We start from the raw sequence: 21,270 nt of genomic DNA, 5'->3' as shown, positions 1-21,270 counted from the left end.
GTCATGGAAATCTTACAATTCATCGGCTATGGGAATATGGCTCAAGCGATTTTAGAAGGCTCTCATGAAATTTTATCCAAGCGTTTTATTTTAGAGGTTACCGGGCGAAACCCTGAAAAAATCGCCCCCTTTTTACAAGAAAAAAACATTCAAGCCCAGATCGTGCCTTACAAAGACGCTATTAATATACACCAAAAATTCGTGTTTTTATTGTTTAAGCCTTATAACCTTAAGGATTTTAATTATCAAGGGCAGGCTAAAAGCGTTTTGAGCGCTTTAGCTGGCGTAAATTTTGAAGCTTTAAGTGATGCGATAGATTCTTTACATTACTTAAAATGCATGCCTAACATTGCGAGCAAGTTCGCCCTATCTTCTACGGCGGTGTGTGAAAAATCGCCCATGCCCTTAATAAGCCAAAAGGCTTTGAGCATTATTGAGAGTTTTGGGAATTGCGTGCGAGTGGGTAATGAAGAGCAGGTGGATGCCAGTATAGCGACCAATGGGAGCGCGCTTGCGTTTTTAAGCTTGGTAGCGAGCAGTTTGAAAGATGCCGGTATTAGAGAGGGCTTGAACGCTAGAGATTCTTTAGAATTGGTGAAGATGAGTTTTAAAGGCTTTGCCAAGCTGTTAGAAAAAGAACGCCCTGAAATGATTATAGAGCAAATTTGCACCCCTAAAGGCGCAACGATTGAAGGCTTGAGCGTTTTAGAAAAAAAGGGGGTTAGGGGAGCGTTCATCAAAGCATGCCATGAAAGCGTGAAAAAAATGCGTCTCTAAAAATTACACTCTTAAAAAACAGTGCGATGTATTTAGACAGGCAGAGTTTAGAAAAAGCCAAGCATTTGATCCAAAGCGGTCTGATTGACACCATAGAAGTAGGCACGATCAAGGGCTTGCAAGAAATCCATCGGTTTTTGTTTGAAGGGTTGTATGAATTTGCCGGGAAAATCAGGGATAAAAATATTTCTAAAGGGAATTTCAGGTTCGCTAACTGCTTGTATTTGGATTTGATTTTACCCAGAATTGAGAGCATGCCGCAAAATAATTTCAATCAAATCATAGAAAAATATGTGGAAATGAATATCGCCCACCCTTTTTTGGAGGGTAATGGCAGAGCCACAAGGATATGGCTTGATTTGTTGCTTAAAAAGGAATTGAAAAAAATCGTGCTTTGGGATAGGATTGATAAAGCCGCTTATTTGAGCGCAATGGAAAGGAGTCCTGTGAATGATTTGGAAATCAAAACGCTTTTAAAAAAGCATTTGAGTTCTAATATCAACGATCCCTTAACTTTCATTAAAGGCATCACGCAGTCGTATTACTATGAAGGGCTTTGAAAAAATACTAAAAAGCATTTTTGCAAATTTTAAAAAATACCATTTCTTAAAAATTAAAAGCTTTATTTGTCAGTATTAGAGCAGATTTAACACTCTTGCGTCCGTTCAATCAAACTCAAAGGCAAGTCAAAAGCTTTAATGAGTTCGCCCTCTTTTTGGCGTTGTTCGCCCTTATCTTTTTCATGGTCATAGCCTAACAAGTGCAACACCCCATGAATGAATAAAAGAGCGATCTCCTCTTCTAAGCTATGCCCTAATTTCAGGGCGTTTTCTTGAGCTAATGGCGCATTAATCACCACGCTCCCTAAAGGGGTGTGAGGAATCGCTTCTAAAGGGAAGCTCAAAACATCAGTGGCGTAATCGCAGTCCCTTAAATCCCGGTTGATTTCTCGCATGGTTTCATCGCTCACTAAAACAAGCTCAATGATTTGAGTGGGGGCTAAAAAATTTGCGATTTTTTCTAATAATAAAAAGTCTGATTTTAGCGGGGTTTGGTTGTCTATTTCTAGCATCAATAAAATATAAAAAGAAGTTTTAAAAAAGCCCTAAAATTTAGGGCTTTTAAAGATTAAGCGAAAGAACCTTTAACTTGTTCTACCCATTTTGAAATCCTCTCATCAGTGAGATCGTCTTGATTGTCTTCATCAATCACAAGACCCACGAATTTACCGCCTTCTACCGCTTTAGAAGCTTCAAAATGATAACCATCAGTAGAAGTTTGCCCTACCACTTTGCCGGCTTTAGCTTTTTCATAAATGTGGAAAATGCCTTCTGCGAAAGTTTCGCTGTAAGTGTCTTGATCGCCCAAGCCCACAAGCCCAATGGTTTTATTCGCAAAATCGCTCGCTTCTAGCGTGCCTAAAAAGTCTTCCCAATCTGTTTGCAAATCGCCCGCACCCGCTGTTGGAGCGACTAAAATAACCTTTGCGAAGCTATTAAATTGCTCTTTAGAAGCCTTAGCCACATCAACCACTTCGGCATTACCAATAGCCTTGCTGATTTTTTCAGCGATAGCTTCAGCGTTCCCGCTGTCTGTCCCAAAAAAGATACCAATTTTTCCCATGTTCTCAATCCTTATTTTTAAGATATTAACGCATCCGCTTTTAGCGAATGCTTGTGGGCGTAGTCTAGCGCATTTAATTAAACATCTTGCTTAAAAACCCATTTTGCACGAATATCGTTTCAATAAAAACCATATTAAAAGCGCGATAAGAGCAAAGCTTATCACAAAAAACGAAGTGTAATGAGAAAGCCTTTCATACAGCGTTTTCACCCAATCGCTCGCTTGAAAAGAAACGCTCCCCACGATTAACGCCCACAAAAAACTGGAAAAAACATTAAGCCATAAAAACCTTTTTAAAGGGTATTTGCTAAAACCAATTGCCAAAGGCACAACGCTTTTAATCCCATACAAATATTTATTGACAAAAATCATGAGCAAGGCGTAGCGTTTCACCCACAAACTCGCCAAAGCAAGCTTTCTTCTATGCTTTTGGAAATACTTTAAAAACTCTCTTTTTTGATAGCGGGCAAAGATTACAAGAGCCCCACTCCCTACCATATTCCCTAAAAAAGCGACAAGAATGGTTATTTTTATATCTAAAGCGTGCGTGGTAGCGCTCAAAATAGAGGCGATGACAATCCCCACATACCCACCCCCTAAAGAATATAAAAATAAAATAAGATAACCCCACTCCTTAAAACCCTCTTGAAAACGCAACAACGCTTCTTGCATAAAAACCCTCTTTTGATTCGTTTTTATTTTCATGTTATCCAAACTTATTCAACCTATTGGTGATTTAAACGCTATCTTTTAGTATAATAATCAGTTCATGCAATCCTAATCATAAAGATTAAAGAGATGAATACAGAAATTTTAACCATCATGTTAGTTGTCTCAGTGCTTATGGGATTGGTAGGCTTAATAGCGTTTTTATGGGGGGTTAAAAGCGGTCAGTTTGACGATGAAAAACGCATGCTTGAAAGCGTGTTATATGACAGCGCGAGCGATTTGAACGAAGCGATTTTACAAGAAAAACGCCAAAAGAATTAAAAAGAATTAAAATAAAAGGATAGGAATGAACCAAGAAATTTTAGACGTGTTGATAGTAGGCGCAGGGCCTGGGGGCATTGCTACGGCCGTAGAATGCGAAATAGCCGGCGTTAAAAAAGTGCTTTTATGCGAAAAAACCGAAAGCCATTCAGGCATGTTGGAAAAGTTTTATAAAGCCGGTAAAAGGATTGATAAAGATTATAAAAAACAAATCGTAGAGCTTAGAGGGCATATCCCTTTTAAAGACAGCTTTAAAGAAGAAACTTTAGAGAATTTCACTAACCTTTTAAAAGAGCATCACATCACGCCAAGCTATAAAACCGATATTGAAAGTGTGAAAAAAGAGGGCGAGCTGTTTAAAGTTACCACCACTTCTAATACAACCTATCATGCTAAATTTGTGGTGGTTGCGATCGGGAAAATGGGCCAGCCAAACCGCCCTACTGCTTATAAAATCCCTGTCGCGCTCTCCAAACAAGTGGTTTTTAGCATCAATGATTGTAAGGAAAATGAAAAAACCCTTGTGATCGGCGGAGGCAACTCAGCGGTGGAATACGCCATTGCTTTGTGCAAAACCACCCCTACCACTCTCAATTACCGCAAAAAAGAATTCAGCCGCATCAATGAAGACAACGCTAAAAACTTGCAAGAAGTTCTAGACAATAACACGCTTAAAAGCAAGCTTGGAGTGGATATTGAAAGCCTAGAAGAAGATGGCACTCAAATTAAGGTTAATTTCACTGATAACACGAGCGAGAGTTTTGATCGCTTGCTGTATGCGATCGGCGGCTCTACCCCTTTAGAATTTTTTAAACGCTGTTCTTTAGAATTAGATCCTAGCACTAATATCCCTGTAGTGAAAGAAAATTTAGAGAGCAACAATATCCCTAATTTATTCATCGTGGGCGATATTTTATTCAAATCAGGAGCGAGCATCGCTACCGCACTCAATCATGGCTATGATGTTGCGCAAGAAATCGCTAAAAGGTTATAGTTTTTATTCTATAGCAAAACTCATTTCCTTAAGGGGGTGTTTTGAAATAATTCCCCCTATAACCCCCAACTAAAAACCCCCTAACCCCCTAAGACCGCCTTTTTAATAAGCTATCGCTTGACTAGCGTCAAGCTCTTTTATATTTTTATTTAAAAAAATGTTTTTTGGCATTTTTTGCATTCTGTGTTCAATATCCATCACTCATCAAACGGCTTAGCCTTATACAAAAAGAAAAAGAGGATGAGAAGCGTCAAGGCAAAATGCATGGTGATGATAGTTAGGGGTGAAAAGTAACGCAGTTCCAAACTGCTGAGCGATAAAACTAGCACAGAAACCACGCGCACACAGCTTGATAAAAGCGATGAGAGCGATGAAATGTTGTTTTTAGAAACAAATTTGGAGAATTGATACCCCAAGCAATAACTCATGTAAGCAAAAAACGCCACCATGAGCGCATACACCCCTATGAAACAATAAGGGATATTGCTAAGCAACAAGGGGCTAACGCCTAGCAACACCACAAGCGAACTCAAGGCGATTTTTTGGCTGTAATTTTTGGCTTTTAAAAAATGAATGAGGATGGAAATCACTTGAAAAGCGATATAAAACATAAAAAGGTATTGCTCTTTAACGCCTTGTTTTAAAAAATACGCTTGCCACATTTGAAAATGACTCATAAAAAAGATAGGCGTAATCAAATGCCCCACTAATAAAATTTTAAGCTTGGGGTTATCTTTAAGCTCTTTAAGGCTGCCTTTGACTTGCTCTTTAAGGAGTTTCAGGCTTTTTTGGCTTTTAAAATCCGCTTCTTTTTCTTTAAAATAAATGATGATCGTTAGCGCGCAAAGCATGATTAAAAAAATCCCCACGATATACAGCATCGCATGGATTTTGAGATACAAAAACGACCCCAAAGAACTCCCTATAATCATGCCTAAATAAGTAATTTGATTGTTTTTGGCTAAAAACTTGGATAAATCTTTTTTGTTTTCCTTAATGTCTGTGATGAGTGAAGCTTCAATCGTGCCGCTAGAGCATGCGCTATACAAACCATACAGCCCCCACGCTAAAAGCATGAGAATAAAGCTATCAAAAAACAGAACAAACGAAAAACTAGCGATTAAAAAGGCATTAGAAACCAGGAATAGGTTTTTCCGGCTCATCAAATCCGCTAAAACGCCGCTTGGGTATTCAGCCACCAACACGCAAAAGCTAAAAAAGGTTTGCACGAGCAAGATTTCACTCAAACTAAGCCCTTTAGAAAGCAACAAGGGGGTTAAAATCGCATGGGGCAAGCTTTGAGCGATGATTAAGAGAAAATTCGCTCCATAGTAAGCTAAAATGTTTTTTCTTAACATTTGAAAATTATAATTAAAACTAGCTTATAATACGGCGTTATATCTTTTCATTAAGGGGTATTGATGCTAACCCAATTAAAAACTTATCCAAAATTACTCAAACATTATGAAGAAATCAAAGAAGCGCATATGCGCGATTGGTTTTTTAAAGATAAAGAGCGAGCGAGCCGTTATTTCGTGCAATTGGAAAGCTTGAGCTTGGATTATTCCAAAAACCGCTTGAACGATACCACCTTAAAGCTTCTTTTTGAATTAGCGAACGATTGCTCTTTAAAAGAAAAGATTGAAGCGATGTTTAAGGGCGAAAAAATCAACACCACCGAAAAAAGGGCCGTTTTACACACCGCCTTAAGAAGCTTGAATGACGCAGAAATCTTGCTAGACAACATGGAAGTGTTAAAAAGCGTTCGGAGCGTTTTAAAACGCATGCGAGCCTTTAGCGATAGCGTGAGGAGTGGTAAAAGATTGGGCTATACCAATCAAGTGATCACTGATATTGTCAATATCGGCATTGGGGGGTCAGATTTAGGCGCTTTAATGGTTTGCACCGCCTTAAAACGCTACGGCCATCCGAGATTAAAAATGCATTTTGTGTCTAATGTGGATGGCACGCAGATTTTAGACATTTTGGAAAAAATCAATCCGGCTAGCACACTTTTTATCGTGGCTTCTAAGACTTTTTCCACTCAAGAAACCTTAACCAACGCCCTAACCGCTAGAAAATGGTTTGTAGAAAGGAGCGGCGATGAAAAGCATATCGCTAAGCACTTTGTAGCGGTATCCACCAATAAAGAAGCCGTGCAACAATTTGGCATTGACGAGCATAACATGTTTGAATTTTGGGATTTTGTAGGGGGGCGATATAGCTTGTGGTCGGCTATTGGCTTATCCATTATGATCTATTTAGGGAAGAAAAATTTTAACGCTCTTTTGAAAGGAGCGTATTTGATGGATGAGCATTTTAGAAGCACCCCTTTTGAAAGCAATTTACCCGTTTTAATGGGGCTAATTGGCGTGTGGTATATCAATTTTTTCCAATCCAAAAGCCACTTGATCGCTCCTTATGATCAGTATTTAAGGCATTTCCCCAAATTCATTCAGCAATTAGATATGGAAAGCAATGGCAAACGCATCAGCAAAAAAGGCGAAATCATCCCCTATGACACCTGCCCTGTTGTTTGGGGCGATATGGGCATTAACGCTCAGCACGCCTTTTTCCAGCTCTTGCATCAAGGCACGCATTTAATCCCCATCGATTTTATCGCCTCTTTGGATAAAAAGCCTAACGCTAAAGGCCACCATGAGATTTTATTCAGCAATGTTTTAGCGCAAGCACAAGCCTTCATGAAAGGCAAGAGTTATGAAGAAGCGCTTGGGGAATTGCTTTCTAAAGGCTTAGACAAAGATGAAGCCAAAGACTTGGCCCACCACAGGGTGTTTTTTGGCAACCGCCCCTCTAATATCCTTTTATTAGAAAAGATTTCACCAAGCAATATTGGGGCGTTGGTGGCTCTTTATGAGCATAAGGTCTTTGTGCAGGGGGTTATTTGGGATATTAACAGCTTTGATCAATGGGGCGTGGAGCTTGGGAAAGAATTAGCCGTGCCGATTTTACAGGAATTAGAAGGGCATAAAAGCAACGCTTATTTTGACAGCTCCACTAAGCATTTAATAGAATTGTATAAGAACTATAACCAATAGGTTTCTTTGCGGCAAAGTGAAACCTAAAAACAATGAAGCGAAGCTTAACCCCATTCTCAAGCGCTCCATTCAAAATAATCCGTCAATCATAACGGATTTTAGCGCCATATATTAGCCATTTGAATTTAAAGAGAGTAAATTTTCCACAAATTAATCGTTTTTAGCTTTTAAAAGCTTGACTTTCTCATCATACGCATTATTTTACATATTATAATTATTTCAAAGCTAAGAATAATAAAAACTAAAGAATAGATTTATCTTTAAAAGTATTTGCATTTATCAATCTCATTTTAGGAGGCATGCATGAAAAAGGCAAGTCAGGTTTTATTCTTTGGGGCATTTTTAAGCTCTTCTTTACAAGGTTTTGAAGCTAAGCTCAATGGCTTTGTGGATCAATCCAGCACTATCGGTTTTAACCAGCATAAAATCAATAAAGAAAGAGGCATCTACCCTATGCAGCAATTCGCAACGATTGCGGGCTATTTAGGGCTTGGTTTTAGCCTGTTACCCAAAAAGGTTTCAGATCATGTTCTAAAAGGCAAAATAGGGGGCATGGTCGGATCTATTTTCTATGACGGCACGAAGAAGTTTGAAGACGGATCTGTGGCTTACAACCTCTTTGGTTATTACGATGGGTTCATGGGGGGCTATACGAATATCTTACAGACCGATAGCCTTGAGACACAGAACATGAAACACAATAAAAATGTCCGCAACTATGTCTTTAGCGACGCGTATTTAGAATACGCTTATAAGAATTATTTTGAAATAAAAGCCGGGCGCTATCTCTCCACTATGCCTTATAAAAGCGGTCAAACGCAAGGCTTTCAAGTTTCTGGGCAATACAAGCATGCGCGCTTGACTTGGTTTAGCTCTTTTGGGAGGGCGTTCGCTTACGGCTCGTTTTTAATGGATTGGTTTGCCGCACGGACCACTTATAGCGGAGGCTTTACCAAAAACGATAAGGGAGGTTATGATAGCCATGGGCGAAAGGTGCTTTATGGCACGCATGCGGTGCAACTCACCTATAAACCTCATCGTTTTCTCATAGAAGGCTTTTATTACCTTTCGCCTCAAATCTTTAACGCTCCAGGCGTTAAGATTGGTTGGGACTCTAACCCCAATTTTAGCGGCACAGGCTTTCGCTCTGATACAGCTGTCATAGGGTTTTTCCCCATTTACTACCCTTGGATGATCGTTAAATCCAATGGAAGCCCAGTCTATAGATACGACACGCCAGCCACTCAAAACGGGCAAAACCTCATTATCCGCCAACGCTTTGATATAAACAATTACAATGTTTCCATCGCTTTTTATAAAGTCTTTCAAAACGCTAATGGTTGGATAGGCAACATGGGGAATCCAAGCGGTGTGATCATGGGGAGTAACAGCGTCTATGCGGGTTTTACAGGCACAGCCCTTAAAAGAGACGCCGCTACCATTTTCCTTTCTTGTGGCGGCACTCATTTTGCCAAAAAATTCACATGGAAATTCGCCACGCAATATTCCAATTCAGTAGTCTCTTGGGAAGCGAGAGCGATGATCTCTTTAGGCTATAAATTCAATGAATATTTGAGCGGTAGCGTGGATCTTGCGTATTATGGCGTGCATACTAACAAAGGCTTTAAACCGGGTGAAAACGGGCCTGTGCCTAAAGACTTCCCCGCCCTTTATTCTGACAGGAGCGCTTTATACACGGCTCTAGTAGCATCTTTTTGATGCTACCCTATGATTATGGTAGGCGTCTTTTTGATGCTACCCTATGATTATGGTAGGCATCTTTTTGACGCTATGATCACAAAATACGATAGGCATCATTTTGATGCTGTCTCCTACGATATGATAGGCGTTTTTTAACGCTGTTCCTCTAATCTCTATTATATAAAATTTCTTTTCAAGCAAAAGCCCCTTTTAAATCATACCCATTAAGCAAAAATCATCATCTTCATCATCTTCAAAATTGAGCTTTTAAAAAAGCAAGCGATAGCTTTTTAAGAACCAAAACAGAAATCCCAAATATCTTTAGTGTTTGCACGCTTCACGAATAGGGTCAAATTTTTTTTTATGGATTTAAAGGGGGTTAAAACCCCTTTTTTATTCAAGCGGCTTTGATGTAGGGCGTTTCAGCCAGCGGCGGGTAAATTTTGTTTTTGAAATAAGCGTTTGAGCAAATCCTAACGCTCACAATCAGCACCAAAAGCGCTACAAGCATGAAAAACACGCACAAAATCGCATCAATCGCATGGTTAAAAAAGGATTTTTGGAGCGTTTTTAGCGCTTTTTCATCGGTAGTGGTAGCCATTTTTTCTTTGATGATTTGCATTTGCGCCACATGAGAAACATTATTCAACACGCTATCATTACTCTTTGGCGCCACCTTTAAAATACCGCTATAAAAAGTGATGGATAAAATCAAAACTGCCGGTAAGGCGCTTATCATCGCCCCCTTAAAACGCCCCATTTTAAACAACACCACCGTAACCAACAACAACGCCATGCCCGCTAACATCTGGTTGCTCACGCCAAATAAAGGCCATAGCGTATAAATCCCCCCTTTAGGATCGATCGTGCCTTGATACAAGAAATACCCCCACCCTGCCACGCACAAAAGAGTGGCAAAAATCCCAGCCTTATAAGAACTAAGATTACCCAAAGGCTTATAAACATTACCGAGCAGATCTTGAATCATAAAACGAGCGGTTCGTGTGCCAGCATCCACAGCGGTTAAAATGAACAAAGCTTCAAACAAAATCGCAAAATGGTACCAAAACGCCATCACGCTTGGATCCCCTAAAATGTGATACACGATCATCGCTAAACCGATCGCAAAAGTGGGCGCCCCACCGGTGCGGCTCAAAATGGAGCTTTCGCCGATGTTTTTGGTCATTTCACGGATTTCTTCAGCGCTGATACTAAACCCCCATGAGCTAATCACCGAAGCCGCATCAGCTATATCTTTACCGATGCTCACTTCTGGCGAATTGATAGCGAAATAAAGCCCTGGGTGCAAGATCCCTGCGCACACCAACGCCATAAGAGCCACAACGCTCTCCATCACCATAGAGCCATAGCCCACTAGCCTGGCGTCGCTTTCTTTAGCGAGCATTTTAGGGGTCGTGCCTGAAGAAATTAAAGCATGAAAGCCGCTAATCGTCCCGCAAGCCACCGTGATAAACAAGAAAGGGAACACGCTTCCTGCAAACACAGGCCCACTGCCATCTACAAAGGGCGTGATTTTAGGGATTTGTAAAGGCGGAGCGACAAAAACAATAGCCACAACCAACACCCCTATAACGCCAATTTTTAAAAAAGTGCTTAAATAATCTCGTGGAGCGAGTAAAAACCATACCGGTAAAATAGAAGCCACAAAACCATAACCCATGATCATCCACGCTAAAGAGCTAGCCTCAAAAGTAAAAATTGACGCTAGTTTGGGATCTAAAGAAACGTATTTACCCGCATAAATCGCTATAATCAACAAAATAAAGCCGATAACAGAAACTTCTAAAATCTTATGCGGCCTGAAAAACCGCATGTAAAGCCCCATAAGAATCGCAATGGGAATAGTCATTGCGATCGTAAAAAAGCCCCAAGGCGAATGCGCTAAAGCCTTCACCACCACCATCGCTAAAATCGCAATGATAATGAGCATGATCCCTAAAATGCCCAGACTTGCGATCATCCCTACAAATTGACCCATTTCAAGCTTGATCATTTCGCCTAAAGACTTGCCATCGCGCCTAATGGAAGCAAAAAGTACCACAAAATCATGCACGCAACCCCCTAAAACCGAGCCTATCAAAATCCATAAGATAGAGGGCAAGTAACCCATTTGAGCGGCCAGTATCGGGCCTACTAAAGGGCCAGCCCCAGCAATAGCGGCGAAATGATGCCCAAAGGTGATGGCTTTATCGGTTGGCACAAAATCCTTGCCGTCATTCCTTACGCATGCGGGCGTGGCTCTGTTATCGTCTAGCTTTAACACCTTATAAGCGATAAAATGGCTATAAAAACGATAGCCTATGCTATAAATGCAAGCGCTCGCTACTACAAGCCATAGCGTGTTAATGCTCTCACCCTTGTGTAAGGCTAACACCCCTAAACAGATCGCCCCTAAAATAGCGACAAAAACCCAAGCCAAAGAAACTAAACTTTTTTGCATGTCCTCTCCATTTAATGATTGTTTAACCATTGTTGTTAATTTCAGCCAGTTTTTTTATTATAATCCAAATTTTCTTTGAATAAGGACTGAATGGCTCATAAACTTCCCATAATAAGGGCTTGGGTTTCCAAACTTCTAACAATTAGGGCAAATAAGAGCTGTTTTTAAACATGATGCTTTAAAGCGTCATTAATTTTAAGGTATAGCGTTATGGCATTAGATTGGGATTTTATGTTTCACTCCATCCCTGCGTTTTTTAAGGGGTTAGAACTCACGCTTTATATTTCTTTCTTTGGGATTTTGCTCTCTCTTTTGGTGGGGTTTTTGTGCGCGATCGTTTTGTATTTTAAAACGCGCTTTATCTCCCCTATTATCTATATCTATGGCGAAATCGCTAGGAACACGCCCCTACTTATCCAGCTTTTCTTTTTGTATTACGGGTTGAATGAAATCGGTTTGAGCGCTTTAGAGTGCGCGGTTTTAGCGTTAGGGTTTTTGGGTGGGGGGTATATGAGTCAAAGTTTTTTGCTTGGGTTTAAAAGCTTAGCTTCCATTCAAAGAGAAAGCGCTTTGAGTTTAGGGTTTAGCCCTTTGAAGATGATGTATTATATTATTCTGCCTCAAAGTTTAAGCGTTTCTATGCCTTCCATAGGGGCGAATGTGATTTTTTTACTCAAAGAAACTTCTGTGGTGGGCGCGATAGCCCTAACCGATATTATGTTTGTGGCGAAAGATTTGATTGGCATTTATTATAAAACGACTGAAAGCCTTTTGATGTTAAGCCTCACTTATTTGATCGCTTTGCTCCCTTTAAGCGTTTTGTTTGTGATCTTAGAGCGTTCCTTTAAAAAGAAAGTGGCTTAAAATGGGAGTTTTGTTAGAATTAGACAACCTTAAGCGTTTGTTAGAAGGGTTTGAAACCACTCTTTTAATCGCTCTTAGCTCTGCGGTTATTTCAATCGTTGTTGGAATACTTTTGGGGAGTTTGATGGCGTTTGGCTCTAAAATAATGGTTTTGGCGTGTCGTGTGTATTTAGAAAGCATTCGCATTATCCCGCTTTTAGCATGGCTGTTTATCGTGTATTTCGGGTTAGCGAGCTGGTTTGATTTGCATATTAGCGCTGTTTTAGCGAGCGTTATTGTTTTTAGTTTGTGGGGGGGCGCTGAAATGATGGATTTAACCAGAGGGGTTTTAACTTCCGTGAGCAAACACCAAGTAGAAAGCGCTCTAGCCTTAGGTTTAGATTCAAAAAAGGTGATTTTTAATATTATTTTCCCTCAAAGCTTTTTGTCTTTATTGCCCTCAAGCCTTAATTTATTCACGCGCATGATCAAAACCACGGCTTTAGTCTCTCTCATTGGAGCGATTGATTTGTTAAAAGTGGGCCAGCAAATCATAGAGCTTAACCTCTTACGCATGCCCAATGCGAGCTTTGTGGTTTATGGCGTTATCTTAATGTTTTATTTTAGTTTATGCTATAGTTTGAGCCTGTATAGTTCCTATTTAGAAAAAAAATTCCAACACATTAGAGGGTAAAATGAGCGCGATTTTAGAAACCAAAGGGTTAAAAAAAACCTATCAAAACCATTTGGTTTTAGACGGCATCAATTTCACTTTAAATAAGGGTGAAGTGGCAGTGATTTTAGGGCCTAGCGGGTGCGGGAAAAGCACTTTTTTAAAATGCCTAAACGGGCTTGAAAAGATTGATGAAGGTGAAATTCTTTTTGAAAACACTAACCTTAACAATAAGGCCACTAACTGGAATCAAATGCGCCAAAAAATAGGCATGGTGTTTCAAAATTATGAATTGTTCCCGCATTTAAACGTGTTAGATAATATCTTACTCGCTCCTTTAAAAGTGCAAAAACGATCCAAAGATGAGGTCATTTCTCAAGCCGTAGAGCTTTTAAAGCGAGTGGGTTTGGAGCATAAACAACAAGCTTACCCTAAAGAATTGAGCGGTGGGCAAAAACAACGAGTAGCCATCGTGCGTTCTTTATGTATGCGGCCAAAAATCATGCTTTTTGATGAAGTAACCGCCTCATTAGATCCTGAAATGGTTAAAGAAGTTTTAGAAGTGATTTTAGAACTAGCCACAACGGGCATGAGCATGGTGATTGTAACGCATGAAATGAAATTCGCGCAAAAAATCGCTCATAAAATCGTGTTTTTTGATAGCGGTAAGATCGCTGAAGAAAACAGCGCTAAAGAATTTTTTAACCACCCGAAATCTCAAAGAGCGCAAAAATTTTTAGAAACTTTCCATTTTTTAGGGAGCTGTTAAATAAAGTTTGCTAAAAAGATGGTTTTAATTTCAAAAAAAGGTGTTTTTATGAAAACAAACGGGCTTTTTAAAATGTGGGGGCTATTTTTAGTTTTAATCGCTTTAGTCTTTAGTGCATGTTCTGATAGCCATAAAGAAAAGAAGGACGCTTTAGAAGTCATTAAACAAAGGGGGGTTTTAAAGGTGGGGGTTTTTAGCGATAAGCCTCCTTTTGGCTCTGTGGATTCTAAAGGGAAATATCAAGGCTATGATGTAGTCATCGCCAAACGCATGGCCCTTGATTTATTGGGCGATGAAAATAAGATTGAGTTTATTCCTGTAGAAGCTTCAGCTAGGGTGGAATTTTTAAAAGCCAATAAAGTGGATATTATCATGGCTAATTTCACGCGCACCAAAGAAAGAGAAAAAGTCGTTACTTTCGCTAATCCGTATATGAAAGTCGCTTTAGGGGTGATTTCTAAAGATGGAGTCATTAAAAATATAGAAGAGTTGAAGGATAAAGAGTTGATTGTGAATAAAGGCACGACAGCGGATTTTTATTTCACTAAAAATTACCCCAATATCAAACTTTTGAAATTTGAGCAAAACACAGAGACTTTTTTAGCCCTTTTAAACAATAAGGCTATCGCTCTAGCCCATGACAACACTTTATTGCTCGCTTGGACGAAACAACACCCTGAATTTAAACTAGGCATTACAAGCCTTGGCGATAAGGATGTGATCGCTCCAGCGATTAAAAAAGGCAACCCTAAGCTTTTAGAATGGTTGAATAACGAGATTGATTCCCTCATTTCTAGCGACTTCTTAAAAGAAGCTTATAAGGAGACTTTAGAGCCTGTTTATGGCGATGGAATCAAACCGGAAGAAATTATTTTTGAATGATTTTTTAGGCTTTGATTTCTTGATAGAGCGTGTTTTTGTTGCTAAATTAGCGGTTTTGTGATCTTTTTGTTTTTAATTTTGGGATATATTTGTTTGATTTTACATTGAAAGGATTGTTGATGAATCATTTTTATAAGCGTTGTTTGAAATTTTCATTAATTGGATTGCTAGGGCTTTTGAGCGTTCAGCTTAATGCCAGGAGTTTTATTGATGGGGATTTAGACATTCAAAAATTCAGCTATGAAGATTCTTTGCTTAAAAAGGGAGATCCTAATGGCGTGCATAAGGTTCAGGTGCGAGATTATAAGGGTAAAATGCAAGAGGCTGAGATCCACTCAGAAATACGCATTGCACTTAAACCGGGGGTTAAAAAAGAAGTTAAAAAAGGCAAAATTTATAGCGCTCAAATCAATGATGGCATGTGCTATGCTTTTAGAATGCTCCAAACCGGCGATAATACCACAGGCCTTGATTCTAAAGAGTTCCCCAAGCAAAGTCGTGAAAAAAAGGGCCGAGTGATCACCTTAATCGGTAAAGATGAAGTGCCTTATCTTATTTTAGAAACCGATTGCCAAGTGGGTGATATTGCAAAGATCTCTTTGGTGGGTAATTTTGATGGCACTGGGTTTCTTACGGAATATAAATTCAAAGACGCTAAACCCATTTACTAGTCTTTATTCTTCGCTTCATTCTTAAAATCTCTTAATCTTTTGTGGTTAGGAGGTTTTTCTTATTCATTGCGGATATTTTTGATCGCATCTTAAAAATTTTAAAAACCCTGTTTGTGTTTTTGCTTCAAGTTGTTAAAAAAAAGCTCTGTCCTCATCAAATACTAACAAATAAACCCTTTTATGGAGCACTTGCTTGATTAAAGTCAAGTTATTTATTACTGATTTTTAAAACAAGCTAAAAGAAAGGAAAGAAGAAAGAAACCCCCCCCTTTTTTTTAGGAGTTTTCTTCTTGCTTATACCCTTTAAGCGCAAAGAAGAGGATATAAAAATAGCACAATAACGGCACACCATAAGCGTAGAGCAAATTTGATTCGGTTGCTGTTAGCATGTCTGTAACCGCACCTTGAATGGGGGGGATTAACGCCCCTCCTACAATCGCCATGCTAATCACCCCAGAAGCCTTAGAAGTGAGATGCCCTAAATTGAGCGTAGCCAAAGAAAAGATTGTAGGGAACATGATAGAGTTGAAAAAGCCCACAAAAGTCAGAGCGAATAAAGCGATCTTGCCTCCAATGAGAATAGCCAAAGCGATAAGCACGATAGAGCTTAAAGCGTTGAAAGCCAGGTATTTATTAGGGGCAATTTTATTCATCAACACACTGCCTAAGAAACGGCCCACCATCGCGCCTCCCCAATAATACACCAAGTAATGCGCGCTTGATTGAGGGTCTAAATTCAAAAGCTTTTCAAAGCTTAGCACCAAGAATGAGCCAATCGCCACTTCTCCCCCCACATAAAAAAAGATCCCCAAAGCCCCAAAAACAAAGTGTTTGTGCGAAAACAGGCTTTTTTGCGTCGTTTCTTTAGGCATTTCTTTTTCCACATCAGGCAATTTCAAAAGATACATGATGAGCGCTAAAAGAAGCGAAAACGCCGCCAAGCCCAAATAAGGCATTTGAACGCTTTTAGCGTCCGCTAATTTGTCTATCAAACTTGCATTATCGCCCATTTTAGTCGTGCTAAAAATCAACAAGCTCCCAAAAATAGGCCCTAAAGTCGTGCCAAGCGAGTTGAACGCCTGGACTAAAACCAGGTTTCTGGCTTCTTTACCTTTAGAAAGCAAGGTTACAAAGGGATTACCAGCGGTTTGTAAGCACACAATCCCGCTCGCTAAAATAAACAACGCGCCCAAGAAAAACCCATAGGATCCAAAATGCGCCGCCGGATAAAACAACGCGCACCCGCTCGCTGTGATCACAAAACCAAGCACCACGCCAAAAGGGTAGCCGATTTTACTGATCACATTCCCAAAAACTCCTCCCATGATGAAATACGCCCCAAAAAAGCAAAATTGAATGAGTGAAGCTTCAAAATAGGTCAAGTCAAAAATGGGCTTTAAATGCGGGATCAAAATGTCGTTTAAAACCGTGATAAAACCCATTAGAAAGAATAGCGCTGTCAAACTCCCCAGCGCCAAAGTGTTAGAAGTTTTTTGCATACCTTCTCCTTTTTTATTGAGTTGATATAATAATAATGATATTACAATTATTTTAAGATAATAATCTGTCTAAATAAAGAAAAAGAGGCATGAAATGAGTAAAAAATGCAAAGCCCCTTAAAAAGAGCTTAACGAAAGATAAATACAGAAACAGAAATGATGCAGAGAATGATGATGCCTGAATTGAGCGCTTTGAAGTCTTTTTGAACCAATTTGATGATACTATAAGACAAAAAGCCAAAGGCTAAGCCATCGGCAATGGAGAAGGTTAAGGGCATCATCACCACGGTTAAAAAAGTGGAAACGCTAATGGCCATGTCTTTAAAATTCACCCCCTCTAACACGCTAAACATCAAAACCCCTACTACCACTAGCACCGGATAAATCGCATTGCCAGGAATGGCTTTTAAAAGAGGCAAGCAAAAGAGCGTTAAAACAAAAAATAATCCGGTAAAAACCGCTGTCAGCCCTGTGCGACCCCCCTCTTCAACCCCACTTGCGCTTTCTATAAAAGCTGTCGTAGTAGAAACGCCCACCACCGCGCTCCCTAAAGAAGCCACCGCATCCGCTTCCAAAGTCTTTTCCAATTCCTTATTTTTTTCTTCATCATTGAAAAAATCAGTCTTGTGGCCAATCCCTGCAAGCGTGCCTAAAGAATCAAACAAATCGGTTACAAAAAAAGTGATAATAACTGGCACTAACGCTAAAGTGAAAGCCCCACTCGCATCAAAAAAAATGCCCTTAAAATCTAATTGAAAGGCGATAGGGCCAATGCTAGCGGGCATGGAAAAAAACTCGCTAGGGTAAGGGGCTAGCTTTAAAACCCATGCGAGAATGGAAGTGATTAAGACCGCTATAATGAAAGAACCCCTGATTTTGAGCGTGTAGAGCGCGAAAGTTAGAATGATCCCCACAACCCCCAATAACACATGCGGATCGCCAAAATCGCCTAAGGTTACAAGCGTAGCCTTATGGGTAACGACGATATGCATTTCTTTAAGGCCAATAAACGCGATAAAAGCCCCTATCCCCGCGCTCACCGCACGCCTTAAATCGCTAGGAATGCTTCGCATGACCCAACTTCTAAATTTAGTGAAAGACAAAATCACAAAAATCGCTCCCGAGAGCGCTACGATGCCTAAAGCGCTCTGCCAAGGGAGTTTTAGCCCCTGAACTAGCCCAAAGCTAAAATAAGCTGATAGCCCTAATCCTACACTCATGGCGATGGGGGTGTTTGCCCATAATCCGTTAAACACGCTCGATAAGATAGTGATAATGGCCGTTGCGCTCAAAAGGGCTTCATAAGGCATGTTGGCGTGAGAAAGGATAAGAGCGTTTAAGGGCACGATGTAAATCATGGTGATAAAAGTCGTTAAACCCGCTCTAAACTCGGTGGCAATGTTAGTGTTGTGTTCTTTAAGCTTGAAAAACCCCATGTTAGATAACTCCTTACTATTTGGTATAGATTAATTTAATAAGGGGCTTTGGGGTCATGCTAGCGCTATTTTATTTTAAATTGCCTTAAGATGCTTGATTGTGTTGTTCCAATCAAAAGAAGTGAGTAAAAAACCCTTTTTTTTAAAAACTCCGCTAAAAAATAATCGTTTTAACGAAAATCGCAAAAAAGCTCATCTTGTAAGGTAATTTCACTCTTTAGTGGTTTTTGAGAGAGCGTTTTTTGATGAGCATTGGTTTTAAGAAAGATTGTTGCAAAACAAACGCCCCATAAGTGCGATTATGGGGATAAATTCTAAAAAGGAGTTTGCCATGGAAAACTAAAAACGAAAAATAAAAATGGCGGAAACATTATACCTTAAAATTTCTTTTTTTAGGTTTAATAACTATTTTTTTGAAAATTTTTAGCTTTAGAGGTTTTTTATTAGAGTTCAAATCCCCCCCTTTTTAAAAAAGAGGGTTTTCAATAAGCAAACACATAATTGAGATACACGCTATAAAGCCTTCGGTATTCTAGTTTAGTGTCTAGAAAAGAATAGTAATTCGTGTTAATGGTAGGGATCTTCACGCCCAATTCCATGCCATGTTGAGCCGCATGATGGCTATCTTTTTTCTTAGGTCTAGCGAGATTGGTTCTCAAGCCCAAATTGAATAAAAATTGGAAATTAGCCGTATTCACTTTAGCGCTATAGACATTGCTGATGGTTTTTAAATTCACGAATTGAGAATTAAGCCATGAAGTCCCTGCTAACGCAATGCCTCCAAAAAGCCCAAAAGAAATCTTGTTGTTCTTGCCTAAAAAGTTGGTGTTTTTATCGTTGATGAAATTAAACAATAAATCACTACCCACCCCATAAGTCCATACATCAGAAGCCGAGTTAAAGAAATTGGATTTGATATAGGCGTGGTTGTAATCAAAGAAACCATAATACCTTAACCCCCACCTTCTTTTTTGACCAAAGAATTGTTTATAACCCGCTTGCACGCCAAAGCCATTCAAGGCGCCGTTATTCGTGGTTGAAGAAGCGATCATGCCCATATTCCTAAAAGGGTTGTTGCCAAGTTCTTGAATAAGGGTGTTAGCTAGGGTTTGCGCTTGATTGATTTGAGGCGTTTGGCTATTAAAATCAGTGGCGCTTGTTTTTAACGAAGTTAGAGTTTCTTCCACGCCAGCACACCCGTTCCCCCAATTGTTCTTTTGATTTTGCATTGTCATATTCGCACTGCTTATAGCGCTCGCATCGCATTTCCCTATGTAGTCTTTAAGATGGCCTGAAGAAAGTTTGTTAAAATCGCTCTCCACTTGATTGGCTAGTTTTAAAATTTCTGCTTGAGATTGTGCGTTTTTAAGCATTTTTTGAGCTAAAGCCGTAAGACTGCTAGGGGTATTAAGGTTGAAGTTATTGGGTTGGGTGATATTTTTTGGTTGGTTGGCGCTGAGTTGTTGGGTTTCTTGAACGATTTTTTGCGCATTATTAATCATGTCTGAAGCGGCACTAAACTCCGCACCAAAAGTCGCGCATGAATTTTTGCCGCCACCGGCTGTTTGCCATGAAGGGGTGTTTGTAGTAGCTTGGCCACTACTTCCACTACTAGATTTCGCTATCAACATGGGGCAATAATCTTTAAGGGTATTGACAATCGTTTGCGCTTGAGTCAAAAGATTTTGCGCATCATTAGTCGTATCAATAACAGAAGTTGTCGTTTTAGTTTGATTATCTTGTTGATACTTTGATGTGGTTACATGCGCTTCTAATTTTTCCCCTTTGCTATTTAAAGGAGCAAGCCCAGCTTGTTTTAAAGCTTTTGAAAGAATCTGATAAGCTTCATGGATTTTTTCATATTGCTCAATAGATAGAGAAACATTTTTGTCTGCTTTTAATGTATTTGTGCCACCAGAACTATGAGTGCCATTACTATTTGTGCTCCCACCGCAATTGATTGTAGTGCCGTTGCCATTCTCATCGGTGTAGTGGAAATTTTTTTGATTGTTTTCGCCTGGACTTTTGGTATAACCTCCGCATATGACCGCATAACCCATGCTATTCCATAGCCCTAACACCGATCTCAACGCTAAAAGCGTGGCTTGATAGGCAGGGGAATTGGTTGTCCCACCGGCTAAAGTTTTTGCGCGTTCGTTCAAATTATTAACCGCTTGATTGATCGCTTGCGCGCTTGTCTTTGAGTTTGTGCCATTGTCGTTGGTTAAAAGCCGGCTTAATTGTTCATAAGTGTCTGAAAGTTTTTGCACCTTGTCGGCGTTTTTCACTTTTTGAACCGCTTCACCGATTTGATAGCCCACGCTTAAAAAAACGCCGTTGTCTTCAGCGTGCAGTAATGATGCCGCAAGAGTTAGAGAAAGCAGAATCGTTTTTTTCGTTTTTTTCATAAAATGTTCCTTAAAGTAATTTTTTTGTTGCAAAAATATTCTAAAATGATAATAGATTTACAATGCGTTTAATTTTACCATAAATTTATTGGATTTCAAAAAAAGTTTTAGGGTGTTTTGATGTGCTCAATCAAGTTTTTAAGAGTGTTTTTAATTTAATTGGGATTTGGTTTTAGAAAGATTGTTGTAAAATAAACACCCCCATAAGTGCAATTATGGGGATAAATCCATAAAAGGAGTTTGTCATGGCTACCAAACATGGCAAAAACTCTTGGAAAACATTATACCTTGAAATTTCGTTTTTGGGGTGTAAAGTTGTTGTTTTATTGAAGCGGTAGTTTTGTCAAACGAAGTTTCTGTAAAACGATAGCTTTAGTTTTTCCAAAGTTCCCTTAAGGCTTTTAGCTTTAAGGGTTTTCCTTAAAAGTTTATCCTTAACTTATGGGGTTATAAAAACTCTTTTAAATTAGCCCTAATATTCTTT

Annotated in this window: 19 protein-coding genes; 11 read left to right on the top strand and 8 right to left on the bottom strand. The window is 39.5% G+C overall.

The annotated features are described in order from the left end of the window. Window positions 1-3 precede the first annotated feature (3 nt). A complete protein-coding gene (gene proC, locus J5F42_RS07480; protein WP_283491317.1) occupies window positions 4-777 on the top strand; it encodes a pyrroline-5-carboxylate reductase in 774 nt (257 codons plus the stop codon). A gap of 26 nt (window positions 778-803) precedes the next feature. Further along, window positions 804-1,337 carry a protein adenylyltransferase Fic gene (gene fic, locus J5F42_RS07475; RefSeq protein ID WP_000280371.1) on the top strand — a complete coding sequence of 178 codons (534 nt, stop codon included), beginning with the start codon at window positions 804-806 and terminating at the stop codon, window positions 1,335-1,337. A gap of 86 nt (window positions 1,338-1,423) precedes the next feature. On the opposite strand, the gene ybeY is transcribed toward fic, so the two are convergent. The 3 genes from ybeY to J5F42_RS07460 all read right to left on the bottom strand — a co-directional run bounded on the left by ybeY (window position 1,424) and on the right by J5F42_RS07460 (window position 3,072). Next, the gene (ybeY, locus tag J5F42_RS07470) at window positions 1,424-1,849 is read right to left on the bottom strand and encodes an rRNA maturation RNase YbeY (RefSeq protein WP_283491316.1); all 426 of its coding nucleotides are present in this window, start codon (window positions 1,847-1,849) and stop codon (window positions 1,424-1,426) included. A gap of 56 nt (window positions 1,850-1,905) precedes the next feature. Continuing rightward, complete coding sequence (locus J5F42_RS07465) at window positions 1,906-2,400, bottom strand: flavodoxin (protein ID WP_145816665.1); 495 nt, start codon at window positions 2,398-2,400, stop codon at window positions 1,906-1,908. A gap of 90 nt (window positions 2,401-2,490) precedes the next feature. Continuing rightward, window positions 2,491-3,072, bottom strand: a complete 582-nt coding sequence (locus J5F42_RS07460; protein WP_283491315.1) for a DedA family protein — start codon at window positions 3,070-3,072, stop codon at window positions 2,491-2,493. Window positions 3,073-3,198: 126 nt separating this feature from the next. Here J5F42_RS07460 and ccoS point away from each other — a divergent pair, with 126 nt between their 5' ends. Then, window positions 3,199-3,390: a cbb3-type cytochrome oxidase assembly protein CcoS gene (gene ccoS, locus J5F42_RS07455; RefSeq protein ID WP_001090949.1), complete on the top strand. Its 192-nt coding sequence runs from the start codon at window positions 3,199-3,201 to the stop codon at window positions 3,388-3,390. A 25-nt stretch (window positions 3,391-3,415) separates the two neighbouring features. Next, complete coding sequence (locus J5F42_RS07450) at window positions 3,416-4,384, top strand: NAD(P)-binding domain-containing protein (RefSeq protein ID WP_283491314.1); 969 nt, start codon at window positions 3,416-3,418, stop codon at window positions 4,382-4,384. Between the two features lie 197 nt (window positions 4,385-4,581). Here the strand turns inward: J5F42_RS07450 and J5F42_RS07445 are convergent, their stop codons facing one another. Further along, a complete protein-coding gene (locus tag J5F42_RS07445) occupies window positions 4,582-5,742 on the bottom strand; it encodes an HP1165 family MFS efflux transporter (protein WP_097699542.1) in 1,161 nt (386 codons plus the stop codon). A 63-nt stretch (window positions 5,743-5,805) separates the two neighbouring features. Here J5F42_RS07445 and pgi point away from each other — a divergent pair, with 63 nt between their 5' ends. Together pgi and hofH are read left to right on the top strand one after the other, a co-directional pair. Further along, a complete protein-coding gene (gene pgi, locus J5F42_RS07440; protein WP_283491313.1) occupies window positions 5,806-7,443 on the top strand; it encodes a glucose-6-phosphate isomerase in 1,638 nt (545 codons plus the stop codon). 303 nt (window positions 7,444-7,746) lie between these two features. Next, on the top strand, window positions 7,747-9,162 hold the full coding sequence (hofH, locus tag J5F42_RS07435; protein WP_097700624.1) for an outer membrane beta-barrel protein HofH: 1,416 nt from the start codon (window positions 7,747-7,749) through the stop codon (window positions 9,160-9,162). A 379-nt stretch (window positions 9,163-9,541) separates the two neighbouring features. On the opposite strand, the gene J5F42_RS07430 is transcribed toward hofH, so the two are convergent. Continuing rightward, window positions 9,542-11,635 (bottom strand): carbon starvation CstA family protein, encoded by a 2,094-nt coding sequence (locus tag J5F42_RS07430; RefSeq protein ID WP_283491312.1) that lies wholly within the window; start codon window positions 11,633-11,635, stop codon window positions 9,542-9,544. Between the two features lie 180 nt (window positions 11,636-11,815). On the opposite strand from J5F42_RS07430, the gene J5F42_RS07425 reads away from it, so the two are divergent. The 5 genes from J5F42_RS07425 to J5F42_RS07405 all read left to right on the top strand — a co-directional run bounded on the left by J5F42_RS07425 (window position 11,816) and on the right by J5F42_RS07405 (window position 15,443). Next, window positions 11,816-12,469 carry an amino acid ABC transporter permease gene (locus tag J5F42_RS07425; protein ID WP_283491311.1) on the top strand — a complete coding sequence of 218 codons (654 nt, stop codon included), beginning with the start codon at window positions 11,816-11,818 and terminating at the stop codon, window positions 12,467-12,469. A 1-nt stretch (window position 12,470) separates the two neighbouring features. Then, window positions 12,471-13,142, top strand: coding sequence for an amino acid ABC transporter permease (locus J5F42_RS07420; RefSeq protein WP_078264905.1), 672 nt, complete (start codon window positions 12,471-12,473; stop codon window positions 13,140-13,142). A 1-nt stretch (window position 13,143) separates the two neighbouring features. After that, window positions 13,144-13,890 (top strand): amino acid ABC transporter ATP-binding protein, encoded by a 747-nt coding sequence (locus J5F42_RS07415; RefSeq protein WP_078248935.1) that lies wholly within the window; start codon window positions 13,144-13,146, stop codon window positions 13,888-13,890. A 48-nt stretch (window positions 13,891-13,938) separates the two neighbouring features. Further along, window positions 13,939-14,772, top strand: a complete 834-nt coding sequence (locus J5F42_RS07410) for a transporter substrate-binding domain-containing protein (RefSeq protein ID WP_283491310.1) — start codon at window positions 13,939-13,941, stop codon at window positions 14,770-14,772. A gap of 119 nt (window positions 14,773-14,891) precedes the next feature. Further along, complete coding sequence (locus tag J5F42_RS07405) at window positions 14,892-15,443, top strand: hypothetical protein (protein ID WP_283491309.1); 552 nt, start codon at window positions 14,892-14,894, stop codon at window positions 15,441-15,443. Between the two features lie 275 nt (window positions 15,444-15,718). On the opposite strand, the gene J5F42_RS07400 is transcribed toward J5F42_RS07405, so the two are convergent. The 3 genes from J5F42_RS07400 to hopQ all read right to left on the bottom strand — a co-directional run bounded on the left by J5F42_RS07400 (window position 15,719) and on the right by hopQ (window position 20,786). After that, window positions 15,719-16,942: a sugar MFS transporter gene (locus J5F42_RS07400; RefSeq protein WP_057112641.1), complete on the bottom strand. Its 1,224-nt coding sequence runs from the start codon at window positions 16,940-16,942 to the stop codon at window positions 15,719-15,721. Window positions 16,943-17,070: 128 nt separating this feature from the next. Beyond that, complete coding sequence (locus J5F42_RS07395; RefSeq protein WP_078243348.1) at window positions 17,071-18,378, bottom strand: NCS2 family permease; 1,308 nt, start codon at window positions 18,376-18,378, stop codon at window positions 17,071-17,073. A gap of 482 nt (window positions 18,379-18,860) precedes the next feature. Next, on the bottom strand, window positions 18,861-20,786 hold the full coding sequence (gene hopQ / locus J5F42_RS07390; protein WP_283491308.1) for a Hop family adhesin HopQ: 1,926 nt from the start codon (window positions 20,784-20,786) through the stop codon (window positions 18,861-18,863). Window positions 20,787-21,270: the final 484 nt, after the last annotated feature.

The sequence above is a fragment of the Helicobacter pylori genome (assembly GCF_030062585.1).
In the GTDB taxonomy this organism is placed as follows: domain Bacteria; phylum Campylobacterota; class Campylobacteria; order Campylobacterales; family Helicobacteraceae; genus Helicobacter; species Helicobacter pylori_CN.
The sequence above is the reverse complement of the archived record's forward strand: the minus strand, read 5'-3'. Positions and strand labels throughout refer to the sequence as shown.

Coding starts and splice junctions, on each gene's coding strand:
- proC (WP_283491317.1), top strand. CDS start 4: ATGGAAATCTTACAATTCATCGGCTATGGGAATATGGCTCAAGCGATT.
- fic (WP_000280371.1), top strand. CDS start 804: ATGTATTTAGACAGGCAGAGTTTAGAAAAAGCCAAGCATTTGATCCAA.
- ybeY (WP_283491316.1), bottom strand. CDS start 1,849: ATGCTAGAAATAGACAACCAAACCCCGCTAAAATCAGACTTTTTATTA.
- J5F42_RS07465 (WP_145816665.1), bottom strand. CDS start 2,400: ATGGGAAAAATTGGTATCTTTTTTGGGACAGACAGCGGGAACGCTGAA.
- J5F42_RS07460 (WP_283491315.1), bottom strand. CDS start 3,072: ATGCAAGAAGCGTTGTTGCGTTTTCAAGAGGGTTTTAAGGAGTGGGGT.
- ccoS (WP_001090949.1), top strand. CDS start 3,199: ATGAATACAGAAATTTTAACCATCATGTTAGTTGTCTCAGTGCTTATG.
- J5F42_RS07450 (WP_283491314.1), top strand. CDS start 3,416: ATGAACCAAGAAATTTTAGACGTGTTGATAGTAGGCGCAGGGCCTGGG.
- J5F42_RS07445 (WP_097699542.1), bottom strand. CDS start 5,742: ATGTTAAGAAAAAACATTTTAGCTTACTATGGAGCGAATTTTCTCTTA.
- pgi (WP_283491313.1), top strand. CDS start 5,806: ATGCTAACCCAATTAAAAACTTATCCAAAATTACTCAAACATTATGAA.
- hofH (WP_097700624.1), top strand. CDS start 7,747: ATGAAAAAGGCAAGTCAGGTTTTATTCTTTGGGGCATTTTTAAGCTCT.
- J5F42_RS07430 (WP_283491312.1), bottom strand. CDS start 11,635: ATGGTTAAACAATCATTAAATGGAGAGGACATGCAAAAAAGTTTAGTT.
- J5F42_RS07425 (WP_283491311.1), top strand. CDS start 11,816: ATGGCATTAGATTGGGATTTTATGTTTCACTCCATCCCTGCGTTTTTT.
- J5F42_RS07420 (WP_078264905.1), top strand. CDS start 12,471: ATGGGAGTTTTGTTAGAATTAGACAACCTTAAGCGTTTGTTAGAAGGG.
- J5F42_RS07415 (WP_078248935.1), top strand. CDS start 13,144: ATGAGCGCGATTTTAGAAACCAAAGGGTTAAAAAAAACCTATCAAAAC.
- J5F42_RS07410 (WP_283491310.1), top strand. CDS start 13,939: ATGAAAACAAACGGGCTTTTTAAAATGTGGGGGCTATTTTTAGTTTTA.
- J5F42_RS07405 (WP_283491309.1), top strand. CDS start 14,892: ATGAATCATTTTTATAAGCGTTGTTTGAAATTTTCATTAATTGGATTG.
- J5F42_RS07400 (WP_057112641.1), bottom strand. CDS start 16,942: ATGCAAAAAACTTCTAACACTTTGGCGCTGGGGAGTTTGACAGCGCTA.
- J5F42_RS07395 (WP_078243348.1), bottom strand. CDS start 18,378: ATGGGGTTTTTCAAGCTTAAAGAACACAACACTAACATTGCCACCGAG.
- hopQ (WP_283491308.1), bottom strand. CDS start 20,786: ATGAAAAAAACGAAAAAAACGATTCTGCTTTCTCTAACTCTTGCGGCA.